This is a genomic window from Secundilactobacillus hailunensis (genome assembly GCF_005405185.1).
In the GTDB taxonomy this organism is placed as follows: Bacteria; Bacillota; Bacilli; order Lactobacillales; family Lactobacillaceae; genus Secundilactobacillus; species Secundilactobacillus hailunensis.
The window spans coordinates 12,643-27,368 of the sequence record NZ_BJDO01000035.1; the positions used below are offsets into that span (position 1 = coordinate 12,643).

The following is a 14,726-nucleotide window of genomic DNA, read 5'->3' on the forward strand; positions in this document are numbered from 1 at the left end:
CAGTGGCTACACAGCAGGCAAGGGCAGTTATGACCTTGACGACATTGCTGGGACTACTGCTGGGGCAACCGCTGGAGCTAATGGCAAGCAACCTGCAGATTTAAAGGAAAGTCCGCCGGTTACAGCAAAGGTTATCAGACTGGTTATACAGCTGGAAACAAGGCTTATGCTGATCAAAAGAAGCAGGGTGCAATTGATGGCAACCAGGTCGGCTTAACCGGTGCAGCAGCCGCTGACGTCAAGAATCAACCGCAAGGCTATCAAGACGGTTATAGCCGTGGCTACACAGCAGGCAAGGGCAGTTATGACCTTGACGACATTGCTGGGACTACTGCTGGGGCAACCGCTGGAGCTAATGGCAAGCAACCTGCAGATTTAAAGGATAAGTCCGCTGGTTACAGCAAAGGTTATCAGACTGGTTATACAGCTGGAAACAAGGCTTATGCTGATCAAAAGAAGCAGGGTGCAATTGATGGCAACCAGGTCGGCTTAACCGGTGCAGCAGCCGCTGACGTCAAGAATCAACCGCAAGGCTATCAAGACGGTTATAGCAGTGGTTACACAGCTGGTAAAGCTAGTTACGACCTCGACGATATTGCTGGAACCACTGCTGGTGCCACTGCCGGATCGAATGGCGAGTCAGTTGCAAACCTGAAGGGTAAGTCTGCAGGTTATAGTACAGGCTATCAAAAGGGTTATACGGCTGGTAAGGTCAGCTATGATAAAAATTATCAAGCTGGTCAAACTGCTGGTCAAACCGATGGTACAGCTAACAAGACCACCGATAACAGCAATCAGACTGTCGGTTATCAAGCTGGTTATCAGACTGGACATCGAACTGGCGCTCAGTTCTACAAGAATGCGAAGGCTGCTGGTGCAGCTGCTGGTACGAATGATGGGTTAGCTGGTCAAGCATCAGCGGATTTGGCAACGCAGCCACAAGGCTATCAAGATGGCTATAACAGCACGTACCCAGCAAGTCATCAAACGTACGTGGATTCTCAGCCTGCAGCAGCACCGACCAATGACGATCAGACGAAAAATGAAGCTACCCAAGCTGCACAAGCCACTGATCAATCCAAGCAACCAGTAACTAGCACCACTAAGAATGTCAGTCAAGCGGCTAAGTCAGCTACCAAACCAGATAACTCGATCACCCGAGTTTCAGACAAAGGTGAAGCCTTTAACCAGCATTCCAAGACTAAGCAGCGCGCTAAACAAATTAAGCGAACTAGCCGATCTAGTGCGACTAACATTACCCAAAGTGCTAGTGGACATCAAGCTAGTCGTTCAGCAAGTTTGGCAACGCGCAAGACTAATGCCAGTGCAGGCTATGCGGAGTTACAAGAACACAGTCTTTCAGCTGCTGAAGCGAATAGTGCAGGTCTTTCAACTGGACGCGGTCAGTCAGCTGCTGAAGTAAGCAGCGCAGAGCTTGCAACCGAACAGAATCAGGCAACCTTAAGCCAGGGTTCTGAACAGTCAGCTGGTTCTACTGAATCGCGTACAGGCACATCTGCAAACGTTCTTACGTCAGGAACAAATCAGCAGCAGGCTATCAATAACCAGCAAGACACCAGCAAGCAACTGCCACAAACCAGTGAGCATCAGGGAAGTGTAGAATCACTTTTGGGTACAGTATTGTTGAGCGTGTTAGGTCTATTGGGTCTGAAACGTAAGAAGCGTCAAGATTAATTGAAAACGGTTAATTATGAAATGAAATCACTTGGTTAGACACTAAAAAAGCGCATCGTCAACTTGGCTCCCCCAAAAACAAGTGCCATTGATGATACTCTTTATGATTTCAAAACCAATGTAAAAGGACTAAGCCATATTAGACTTAGTCCTTTTTACTGTCCTGTTCTGCAGCGGTTAGCACCCTAGTTGAATCACGCTGCGTGACTTTAAATGGTAAATATTCGGATTTAACATCCTTGCCATTGATCAGATATTGAATGCCAGCTAAGCCCATATCATAAAATGACTGGGTGATACTGGTAATTCGGGGCCGCACCATATCGACCATCTCAGTTCCGTCAAAACTGACCAGGCTAAGATCGTCAGGCACCTTGACTCCTGACTCTGCGGCGGCGTTCATCAACCCAATTGCCGTGAAATCACTGGCACAGATTGCGCAGGTAATTTCACGCTTTTTTGCGTACATTTGCCAAGCTTTGATGCCATCATCATAGGTACACGACCCATAGTGAATCCATTCGGGCTTAACGGGCAAATGGTGATCAGCCATGCACGCCAAGTAACCTTGCGTCCGTAAATTAATGGAACCGGTAGTTGGAATACCGGCTAGGGCAATCTTCGTGTGGCCTTTATCAATCATTAGTTGGGTAGCTGTGTAGCCCATTTGATAATTATCGGAAGTCACAAAGGGGATGGTGGCGTTCTTCACCGAAGTGGATAAACAGATACTGGGGATGCTGATGTCTTTAAGCGTTGCCAGTACACGGTCGTTAAGTTCCAGTGAGACCAGAATAATCCCCATTACAGCGCGTTCAACCACAGTTTTGATGGCTCTGACCTGTGAGGGTTCATCGTGGTTGCCGGCGTGGAGGATGAAGACGTTGAGTCCAGCTGGGATGGCTTTATCCTCGATGGCATCAATAATGTGTTCACTAAAGTTCGACTTGGTGTCAGACACGATCACCGCGACGATGCGACTTTTTTGCTTTACCAGATCTGCGGCTGACGTATTTCGGACATATCCCATCTGTTTGGCGATCTCAGTGACTCGTTTAACGGTCTGGCTGTTATGCTGGCCCTTCTTATGCAGAATTCGCGAAACGGTCGCTACGGACAGCTGCGTTGCTTTAGCGATATCTTTAATTGTGACTCTATTCTCTGAATTCATTCTATCGTCCGTCCTCAAAAAAATCTTTAATTTTATTATCACCCCTCAGCCTTAGAAATAGTAGGCATGAAGCGCAATTTGTTCATAGAAAATTTCAAAAAACTGGTTTAAAGCTATTGTAAACGTTTACAGTAAGAACTACACTAATAACTGTAAACGTTTACATAAACTTCTTTTGGGAGATGTTAATTTGGAAAGCTCGCATGAAAATATCAGTGCTGTCAATCCAAATGCTACAGACAAAACAGAGAACAATGTGAAAAAACAGCATTCTCTGCCAAATATAAGTTTTAAAACGATGTTCGCCATTACCTTTGGTTTTTGCGGTGTTAACATGGCGTTTTCACTACAAACGTCGCAAATGAGTCGGATTTTTCAAACGATTGGTGCGGATCCTACTAAACTAGGTTTCTTCTTTATTTTCCCACCGTTAATTGGGATGATCGTTCAACCAATCTTAGGGAAGTTCTCAGATGGTTTCTGGTCACCGCGCTTTGGCCGACGGATGCCGATTCTAATGTTCGCGGCACCACTTGCAGCCATTGTGTTAGTGCTGTTGCCGAATGCCGGGTCGTTTGGTTTTGGATTCGGGTCGCTAGCTGCTTTGCTATTTGGTTCAATTGCAATTATTTTAATGGATCTATCAAATAACGCATGTATGCAGCCATTCCGAATGATTATTGGTGACATGGTCAACGAAAATCAAAAAGATCAAGCCTGGTCATGGCAACAAGCCTTCAGTAACGTTGGTGGTGTGTTAGCTAACCTTTGCCCATTCTTCTTAACTTGGATCGGTGTCGCTAACATCGCTAAACGTGGGGTCGTTCCGCTGTCAGTTCGGTTGTCATTCTACATTGCCGCCATTGTTTTACTGGCAACTTCAATCTACACGATTGTTTCTGTTAAGGAATATGATCCAATTACCTACGCTAGTTACCATAACTTTGATCCTAAAGAAAAGAAAAAGAAGAAGTCTTACTGGACGTTGATCAAGGAAGCACCAAGTACTTTCTGGCAAGTTGCCTTTATTCAGTTCTTTGCTTACTTTGGTATTCAATATCTTTGGACTTACACAACTGGTGCCGTTGCCAAGAACGTCTGGCACACAGCTAACGCTACCTCTGCAGGCTTTCAATCAGCTGGTAACTGGTACGGTGTTTTAACCTTTGTTCAATCAGTTGTTGGTATCCTATACGGCTTCTTAGTTTTGTCACGGACTAGTCAATACAAACGTACATTCTGGTATCGAATCGGTTTAGCTTCTGGTGGTTTAGGCATGATTTGGGTTGCCTTTACACACAGTCAGTACGCTTTAATTGCCGCCTTTGTTTTGATTGGGATCTGTTTCTTAACGATGCACACGGAACCATTTGCCATCTTTACGACATCTACTGATGGTGCTAACGATGGTGCTTACATTGGTCTCTTCAACGTGTTCATTTGCTTGCCTCAAATCATTGCTTCATTGAGCAGTTTCGTGATCTTCCCAATGGTTGGCGATTCAATGCCAGCAATGATCCTGATTGGTGGGATCTCATGGTTGATTGGTGCTGCTTTGATGGGGATTATCAAAGTTGAAAGAAAGACAGCTTAATTCTATAGTTTAAGTAAGAGGGATAGATAATATGACGACAAGTTCATTTGAATTTACGGATAAGAATCAACAAGTTGAAGTGACTTCGGCAAACAAGAGCCTGACGTTCTCAATCGTGAAACCGGAGATCATCCAAGTTTTTCAAGATTACGGTAAGAGCACGCATTCATACGCGGTGGAAGGCGATAAGACCGTTGACACTAAGTATGCAGTGTCAAAAGATGCCGATCACGTGATCATTAAAACCGATGCACTGACGGTTAAGGTCGATGCAGACTTACACGTCGATGTGTATGATCAGGATAATCATCCATTGGTCATCCACTATGATGGGCAACGGGAATCAATCAACCAAAACATTGATTCAGCTCATAAGAAGATCGTGCGGTCTGAAGGCCACGAAGTCGCAACGGTTGATGAAGCCAGCAAGACCTACTATGAAGTCCTTAACCAGCTGGACGATGACGAGCAGTTCTACGGCTTAGGCGATAAGACCGGTTTTCTGAACAAGCGCGGTTATGAATATGATAACTGGAACGTTGACGAACCACGGCCACACATTGAAAGCTTCACACACCTGTATAAGTCGATTCCAATTCTGTTTGGGATCAAGCAGGGTCATCCATACGGATTGTTCTTTGACAACACTTACCGCAGTCACTTTGACCTTGGTAAGGAAAGTGCTAAATACTACGTTTACTCAGCTGATGATGGGAATTTAAACTACTACATTCTTGGTGGCCGCACGTTGAAGGACGTGGTTGCTGACTACACTTATTTGACTGGTGTCGTACCGTTGCCGCAACGTTGGATGTTGGGTTACCAGCAATCACGTTGGGGCTACAGTATGGATCCGAAACGGGTCGAAGAAATCGTGGATAAGTTCGAGCAGTATCATTTACCACTCGAAGCGATTCACTTTGATATCGATTATATGAAGGGTTATCGGGTGTTCACTTGGGACACCGACAAGTTTGCTGATCCTAAGGGCTTCTTGACTTCGTTGCGCAAGCGCGGTGTTCGGGTCATTCCAATCCTAGATCCCGGTGTTAAGCAAGATGATGATTACGACATCTATCAAGAAGGCTTGAAGAAGGGCTACTTCGCTAAAAATAAAGACGGTTCGGTTTACATTAACCGGGTATGGCCAGGCAAGTCAGCCTTCCCAGACTTCGGTAATCCAGACGTCCGCAAATGGTGGGGTAAGCACTGCAAGTTCTTGCTGGACAAGGGTGCTGCCGGTATCTGGACAGATATGAACGAACCAGCTACCTTTGATGGCGATATGCCTGACGACGTGGTCATGACGGATGAAGACCAACCGTCAACCGCTAAAATGATGCATAACGTTTATGGTCATAACATGGCTAAAGCAACGTATAACGGCATTAAGGATGCGACTGGCAAGCGGCCATACGTGATTACCCGTGCAGCCTATGCTGGGACGCAAAAGTATTCCACTGCCTGGACTGGTGATAACCAAAGTCTGTGGCATCATTTGCAGATGTCGATTCCGCAGTTATGTAATTTAGGTCTCAGCGGTTTCAGCTATGCCGGAACTGATATTGGTGGTTTCAGTGCTGATACCACACCTGAATTATTAACACGGTGGATCGAAGCAGCACTATTTAGCCCACTGTTCAGAAACCACAGTGCTTTGCAGGTTCGTAACCAGGAACCATGGGTCTTTGGCAAACAAACCTTAGATATTTACCGTAAATTCTTGAATTTGCGTTATCACTTCATTCCCTATCTTTACGATTGCTTTAAGAATGAAACTGAAACTGGTTTACCAGTTATGCGGCCGTTAGTTTTGAACTATCCCGATGACGAGACGGTTCGAAACATGAACGATGAATACATGGTCGGCGATAATGTCTTGGTTGCCCCAATCGTGCAACAGGGACAAACCGCCCGTGCCGTTTACCTGCCAGAAGGCGAGTGGATCGCACTGGATTCAGGCGTTCAGCACAGTGGCCGGACGAATATCCTGGCTAACGTGCCGATCGACAAGTTACCCGTCTTCATCAAGAAAGATACGTTAATGCCTTGGGGTCAAGCTGTTGAGCACATTTCTGACAAGCCTGACACGAAGATGACATTCAGATTATTTGGTAATGCTGCTACTTATACTCATTATCAAGATGATGGCATCGACTTTAACTATCAAAAGGGCGAATATAACCAGTACGTTGTTAGCGTGACGGCTGATGGCAATTGCCAGATCAAGCTAGATCACCATGGTTATGCTGGTCAGTATCAAACCATTGACGTTCAATTGAATGATCGGGTGGTTGAATTTAAGTTTGACGACAAGTCAGGCAGTTACGTTGCTGCTAAATAACATTGTTTTGATGTGATAAATTAAAACTGTTGTAAGAACACTTCTTTGTGAAGTGTTTTGCGGAAGTCCTATGAAGAATAGGGCTTCTTTTGTTTATAAATGATATAGTTTGTAATTTGATTGTCTTATTTTGATATTAACAGGATGGATGACTTAATTATTTATTGTTTATTTTGAAATTAGCTAAGGACGTCAATCGCGTTGCTTAGCGATTTTTTTAGACTTATGTTTGATAAGTCTATTAATAATGCTACAGATGGATTATAATGTTAGATGTGTCATTTTTGTTACACTTACTGCAACTGTCAAGCATTAGTAATTGATAGATAGAATTTTAAATTGTGAAAAAATCGCCATACTGGTGAGGATTACAAAACTGATATCTGAAAGTGATTGGCATAGGATGTCGTCAGTTTTAAATCAGGTAGATGGACGGTTAATTAGCTACAAAACAGGATTTGTATAGTTATATGATATTAGTTAAACCTAATCTAGTAAAAGGTTTTAAACTTTTAGTATTTGAAATTAACGCTAAGGGAGAAAGAATCGTTTTGGAAAACCAGAATAGGATCATGAAATGTAACGAGACCAGACATTACAAGATGTATAAAGCAGGGAAGCGAATTTTGTATGCCAGCATTGCAATGATTGCTTGTGGATCATGGCTGTTTTTGAGCCAGGATGCGCATGCGGCTGTTACTTCTAATGTTTCAACAACAGTTAACGCACCCGCTACTGGTAGCGCTAACAATAGTCAGTTGACTGATAAGAATTTGGGGACTGCTGCAGGTAACACGCAAACGAGCTCAACTTCTACTCAAACTGAAGATCCAGCTTCAAAAGATCTACATACAGGAGATTCGGGGGATGCTTCCAATCAAACATCTCAAGAACCCCAAAAATTAAAAACAATCGATCAGTTAAATAATCAATATATCGATGATAAGGGCAATGTGTCGGCGACTAAACCAGTAGTAACTACTGGGGGAAGTCAGAAGACTGATTCTGACGCTGATATGGCGACGAATATTACAGGTGATTTGAATCAAACACATAAATCGGTTGACGGTAGTACCTACTATACGTCGGAAGATGGTAACTTTTCCGGACAGGGTGGACAAAATAAGTCTGACAATCGCGTTGCTGTATCTAAGCCGGGAGAAGTTGGAGACAATTACGGTAAGGTTTATCGCGATGCCAGTGGTAAACAATGGGTGAAATTGGTTTCCGATAACACGTCTGTTGCGGCTTCCTATTCTTTCAAAAATCAAATTGATACCACTTCTGGTTTTGACATTCAGGGCGAGTGGAGCATGAGTCACAATAATCCTGGCGGTGGCTTGGGGGTTATTTTACAACCAGTTAACCCCCAAGTTGCAGGGATTGGTGACAACAGTGACGCTTCAATTGATATCGGAATCCAAAATCAACCGAACACGACTTTCTTAGGATTCGATGGTTATCAAAGTCAATATCGTGATGATCACGATACACTTCCTGGCCAATTAACCATTAGACAGACTGATGGGGTTGCCAGAACGTCCAAAGGGGAATATGGTGGTGGCTTTAATCAGTTAAATTTTGGTTCCGGTAGTGTTAACGCAGATAATCCTGATGGAGATAACCCGTATTCAACAGTTTATTCGGTTAAAGAAATTGATCCATTTTTGGGAAATCCATATCTTACAACGCAAGCGCAACAGATTAGTGATCCATTAGATATGTTGTTTGACATTAATTGGATTCCGGACAACGGTGTTAAAACTGCTACTGATGAAACTAGTGGAACATTGTCAGTGACTGTCTATAATCCTGATTATCCATCATATGTTGCAGGAAAAGTGGTTACAAGCGGAACTAAATTACCAAAAGCAACCTCAATTGCCTTGTTTGGTGCTTTAGGTGGCGATGGAAAGGACGTATTAGCTCAAGGCCGGATTACCTCTTTCAGTCTGCAGCAGGTTTCCCAACAGGTAACGGTTAATTATATCGATAGTGATACCGGTGAAGCGGTAAAACCAGTCACTACGATTAATGCGAGTGTTGGTAACACGCTGGCAGTCAACGAAACGACTACTGGTAATACTGCTAATTATGGTGCACCAGTTATTGATGGATATGCTTTCGTGGGCGCAGTTGGAACTGATGCTGACGGGAACTATCAACTTGCTGATGGAAGTAAACCAGAAGACGTGATGCAAGTTGTTAATACCAAAACACTTTCAAATCCTTTTGAGAATAAAACCTATAACACAATCAATGTTTATTATAAACATACTGATACCAATTCTGTAACGCGGACGATTAATGATTATACAACACCAGATAAGAGTAAGTCACCAACTAAAGTAATCCAATCATCATTTGGTCACGTTATAGCAGTAGAACTTAACCAAGCACCAACTACAGATCAACAAACAACACCGATTAAAGATAAAGACGGTCACGAAATTGTTCTTACAGCTGGTTCATCAGCAGTTCCGATTCAACAGGTGAAGGGGTATACCTCTGGTTATTCAAAGAACGGGGATAATACTTGGACAAAGGCTAAAGAAATTCCCGCAATTCCCCAAAATGGGTTAGATAATAATACCTATTCTGTCCAATACAAGGCGGATCCACAAAGTGTTCAAGTTCAGCTGATTGACAGTGATGATAATGGTCAACTGGTTGGTGGTCCACTCACTGTCAATGGTGTAACCGATGGATCACAATCTTATACGATTGCTATTCCTGCTAATTATGAATTAGCGACTGGCGCACAAGCTACCGGGACGGTTACTTTTAAAGCCCAAGATAACGCTGATATTCAAGTCAAAGTAAAACATCAACACGCTATTTCAACAATGACCACAACTAATACGGTGACCTATACTGGATTACCAAGTGACGTCACTCTAGCTGATGGCGTAGCTACTGTTAATTGGAATATCGATACAGATCAAGTAAATCAAAATATCAGCTATATGCCTACTGCTAAAACCAGCAACGTTGACACACCAAAAGTTGATGGTTATACAGCTAATGACTCAACGATTGCTTTTGACAATAACGAAAGTAATATTAAACCAGTTAATCAAAGTAAAAACGTTGCTTATACGGCTAATCATCAAAGTGTTCAAATTGCATACGTCGATGATAACAATGGTGGTACCGTAGTTGACACACCAATTAATCTCACAGGTACTACTAACAGTACAGTTACTTGGAACATGGATAAGTTACCAGCTGGTTATCAATTAGCTGATAAAAAAGATATCAATGGCACATATACTTTTACTTCTGCTCAAAACCAAACCGTTGATGTTCATTTAACTCACGTTATTACCAATAATCAAATGACCACTACTCGAACTATCGATTACGTGGTTAATGATTCGAATTATCGCAATCAAGTCCCAGAAGCTCAGATTCAAGCAATGAACTGGAAGATCACTACAGACCAAGCAACTAAGCAGAGCATTGCAACTTCACTTAATGCTTATTCTCAAGTAACTGCACCAACCATTGCTGGCTATACCGCTAATAATTCTCAAATAGCTCAAGAGGCTTATGGTTCTTCCGTTGAGGCCAGCAAATTACCAGCCAACGAAACGGTTACGGTGGCTTACACAGCTGATTCACAAAACGCACAAGTTCAATATGTCGATGATGACAATAAAGGTGCCTCAGTTGGTACACCAACTAGCATCACAGGTCAAACCAACGGCACGATTACTTGGAGCGCTGCTAATAAACTTAATTATGATTTAGCTAAAGGCCAAGTTGCTAGTGGTTCATATACTTTTAAGGCTGCTGATAATGGCCCAATCGTCATTCATTTAGTTCATCAACACGAACTTGGCACCGCTACTTCCATTAATACCGTTACTTATACTGGGCTACCAGTTACTCCAGAGAATAGTGTAGTTACGGTTAATTGGAATGTTGATACGGATAAAGTAAATAATACGACTACTTATGTTCCAGCTAAAGATGTTGATAAAGCCAGTACCATTACTGTACCTGAAGTTGACGGCTATACGGCTAATGATTCAAGTGTTACTTTTACCAATGTCCAAAGCAACGCCCAACCAGTTGATCAAAGTGCAACCATTGCCTATACGGCTAATGCTCAAAGTGTTGAAGTTCAACTAATTGACAGTGACGATAATAATCAACCAGTTGGAGATCCAATCTCCATTAAGGGTGTGACTGATGGATCACAAACTTATACCGTCATGATTCCCGCCAATTATGAATTAGTGACTGACACACAGGCTACCGGGACCGTTACTTTTAAAGCCAAAGACAATGCTAATATTCAAATTCAAGTAAGACATCAGCATGAACTTTCAGCAATGACCACGACTAATACGGTGATCTATCAAGGCTTACCAATAGACGCAAAACAAAAAGAGAGTGCCACCACTGTTAATTGGAATGTTGATACGGATAAAGTAAATAGTAATACTACTTATGCGCCAACTACAGATATTAATGAAAGCAGCACGGTTACTGCACCGAAAGTTGACGGTTATACAGTTAACAATTCAAGTGTTACTTTTACCAATGTCCAAAGTAATACTCAGCCAGTTGACCAAAATGAAACCATTATCTATACGGCTAATTCACAAAGCGCTCAAGTTCAATATGTAGATGATGATAATAAAGGTGCCTTAGTTGGCACATCAGCTGATGTTACAGGTCAAACTAACAGTACAGTTACTTGGAAAGCTGATAAATTTACTAATTATGGTTTAGCTAAAGGCCAAGCTGACAATGGTTCATATATTTTCAAGGCTGCTGATAATGGTCCAGTAGTCGTTCATTTAGTTCATCAACACGAACTTGGAACCACTACTTCCACTGATACCGTTTCTTATACTGGACTACCAACGGATGTTACGCCAAAGGATAGTGTAGTTACGGTTAATTGGAAGAGTGATACGGATAAAGTAAATAATACGACTACTTATGTTTCAGCTACAGATGTTGATAAAAACAGCACCGTTACTGCACCTGAAGTTGATGGTTATACGGCTAATAATTCAAGCGTTACTTTTACCAATACTCAGCCAGCTGATCAAAATGCAACCATTGCCTATACAGCTAATTCACAACGCGCCCAAGTTCAATATGTAGATGATGATAATAACGGTACCTTAGTTGGCACATCAGCTGATGTTACAGGTCAAACTAACAGTACGGTTACTTGGAAGGCTGATAAATTTACTGATTATGACTTAGCTGAAGATCAAGCTGACAATGGTTCATATACTTTCAAGGCTGCTAATAATGCTCCAGTCGTCATTCATTTGGTTCATCAGCACGTACTTGGCACCGCTACTTCCACCGATACCGTTTCTTATACTGGACTACCAACGAATGTTACGCCAAAGGATAGTGTAGTTACTGTTAATTGGAAGACCAATACGGATCAAGTTAATAAGCAGACGACTTATATTCCAGATACAGCTGCTGATGAAACTAGCACTATTAATGCGGTTGCAGTTGATGGTTACACCGCTAAGAATCCAAGTGTCACTTTTACCAATGCCAAAAGTAACGCAAGACCGAATGATCAAAAGCAAACCATTACTTATACGGCTAATCCGCAAAACGTTCAAATTCGATACATTGACGATGATAATAAAGATGCTGTAGTAAGCACATCAACCGGTATTGCAGGTCAAACCGATGGTACAGTTGCTTGGACTACGACTGATAAGCCAGCTGGTTATCAATTAGCTAATAAGCAAGCTGTTAATGGCACGTATACCTTTACTGCTGTTCCAAAGCAAACCGTTGATGTTCATTTAACTCACGTTATTACAAATGGTCATAAGACCACTACCCGAACTATCAATTATGTGGTTAATGATTTGAATTATCGCGGTCAAAACCCAGAAACTCAGACGCAAACAATGAACTGGAACACCACTACGGATCAAGCAACTGGTCAAAGTGTAGCGACTTCAGCCAATGCTTATTACCAAGTAGTTACGCCAACCATTGCTGGTTATACTGCTGATGATTCTCAAGTAGCTCAAAAGGCTTATGGTCCTGTTGAAACCAGCAAGATACCTGCTAACGAAACGGTTACGGTGACTTACAAAGCTGATTCACAAAACGCACAAGTTCAATATGTAGATGATGATAATAACGGTGCACTAGTTGGTATGCCAACTGATATTACAGGTCAAACCAATAGCACAATTGCTTGGGACGCTCCTGATAAACCTAATTATGATGTAGCTAAAGGCCAAGTTACTAGTGGCTCATATACTTTTAAAGCTGCTGGTAATGATCCAATCATTGTTCATTTAGTCCATCAACATGCTGTTTCAGCAACGACTACGACTAATACTGTGACCTATCAAGGCTTACCAGCAAATGTTAAATTAGCTGATAGTGCTATTATCGTTAATTGGACTATCAATACCGATAAAGTAAATGATAGTACCACTTATACTCCAGCTACGGATGCTGATAAAACCAGTACCATTACTGCAGCTATAGTTGAGGGTTATACTGCTGATAATCTAAGTGTTACCTTTACCAATGCCAAAAGTAATAATAAACCAGAAGATCAAAATAAAACTATTACTTATACAGCTGATTCGCAAGCTCAAAGTCAAGCGGGATCAGGTGTTTCAGTAAACCGTGATGACTATTACGACTATATGCAGAAAGGTCAGTTAAGCACGACCGATCCGCAAGTTCGTGCTGAAGTGCCGACGGATGCACCTAGTGTAACGAAAGATGCTTATTACGACTATATGCAGAAAGGTCAGTTAAGCACGACCGATCCGCAAGTTCGTACTGAAGTACCAACGGATGCACCTAGTGTAAGTCAAGATGCTTATTACGACTATATGCAGAAAGGTCAGTTAAGTACGACCGATCCGCAAGCTCGTGCTGAAGTACCAGCGGATGCACTTAGCGTAAGTCAAGATGCTTATTACGACTATACACAGAAAGGTCAGTTAAGTACGACTGATCCGCAAGTTCGTGCTGAAGTACCAACGGATGCACCTAGCGTAAGTCAAGATGCTTATTACGACTATACTCAGTCCGGCAAGCTAGATGATGGTATTCAAGTTCGTGGCCAGGTTGATGCTGGCACATTATCAGTTAAACCAGATGCTTACTACGACTATACTCAATCTGGTAAGCTAGATGACGGCATTCAAGTTCGTAATCAAGTTGATGCAGGTACATTATCAGTTACACCAGATAATTATTATGATAATACACAGACTAATAATTCAGCTGATGGTGATCAAGTTGATACTCAAACGTTACCGGATAAAATGAGTAACGATACTCAACCTACCCAAGTAGCTTCAGATGGATTAAGTGTAACGAGTGATGATACTCAAGCCAGTCGGTCATCTGCTGGCAAGCCATCTAGAACCGCTACTTCAGTTATTTCTGATAGCGATGTCACTGCAGTTGATGATCCTGGTCAAGCAGTGGGTGCCAGTGATCCAGTGCAAAGTGATGCTCAAAGAGACACTCGTATCAATCATCAGACGGATTCTAATAATGACGTAACTGGTCAGTCTAAGACTGTAACGGGTACTAATTCGGTTACATCTGCGCTGACAACGAAACCTCATTCAACTACGCATTCTCAAGCTTCGATAGCACGAAATCAGTTGCCGCAAACTAATGAGCAAACTGGTAATCGAGTTCTTTCACAGATTGGGTTAAGTTTGATGAGCTTGTTGTTCGTGCTTGGTATTGTTGATAAGCGTCAAAAACATGATGAAGATTAGAAATAGATAATATAGCTCAATAGATTATTGAGACAATGTAAAAGGCCCAGATCATCACGATGCGATAATCCCTTTATGGTTGTCAGATGAAATACAATAATTCATTTGATGACTATGGAGGGATTTTTGTATGCCTAGATCCAAACACACAGCACTGGA

Annotated in this window: 6 protein-coding genes; 5 read left to right on the plus strand and 1 reads right to left on the minus strand. The window is 42.3% G+C overall.

Annotation, left to right across the window (positions count from 1 at the left end; translation table 11 throughout):
• A partial coding sequence (locus FFM73_RS12935) for a hypothetical protein (RefSeq protein ID WP_206750972.1) occupies positions 1–217 on the plus strand: 217 nt, incomplete at its 5' end.
• A gap of 707 nt (positions 218–924) precedes the next feature.
• Positions 925–1,695: an LPXTG cell wall anchor domain-containing protein gene (locus FFM73_RS12785; protein WP_171001264.1), complete on the plus strand. Its 771-nt coding sequence runs from the start codon at positions 925–927 to the stop codon at positions 1,693–1,695.
• A gap of 145 nt (positions 1,696–1,840) precedes the next feature.
• Here FFM73_RS12785 and FFM73_RS09110 read toward each other — a convergent pair whose 3' ends face one another.
• The gene (locus tag FFM73_RS09110) at positions 1,841–2,866 is read right to left on the minus strand and encodes a LacI family DNA-binding transcriptional regulator (protein WP_137631444.1); all 1,026 of its coding nucleotides are present in this window, start codon (positions 2,864–2,866) and stop codon (positions 1,841–1,843) included.
• Between the two features lie 298 nt (positions 2,867–3,164).
• On the opposite strand from FFM73_RS09110, the gene FFM73_RS09115 reads away from it, so the two are divergent.
• From FFM73_RS09115 to FFM73_RS12910, 3 genes are all read left to right on the plus strand, one after another.
• Positions 3,165–4,460: an SLC45 family MFS transporter gene (locus tag FFM73_RS09115; protein WP_137631448.1), complete on the plus strand. Its 1,296-nt coding sequence runs from the start codon at positions 3,165–3,167 to the stop codon at positions 4,458–4,460.
• A 31-nt stretch (positions 4,461–4,491) separates the two neighbouring features.
• Positions 4,492–6,804, plus strand: a complete 2,313-nt coding sequence (locus FFM73_RS09120; protein ID WP_137631445.1) for a glycoside hydrolase family 31 protein — start codon at positions 4,492–4,494, stop codon at positions 6,802–6,804.
• Positions 6,805–7,376: 572 nt separating this feature from the next.
• Positions 7,377–14,567, plus strand: coding sequence for a mucin-binding protein (locus FFM73_RS12910; protein WP_171001265.1), 7,191 nt, complete (start codon positions 7,377–7,379; stop codon positions 14,565–14,567).
• Positions 14,568–14,726 lie beyond the last annotated feature (159 nt).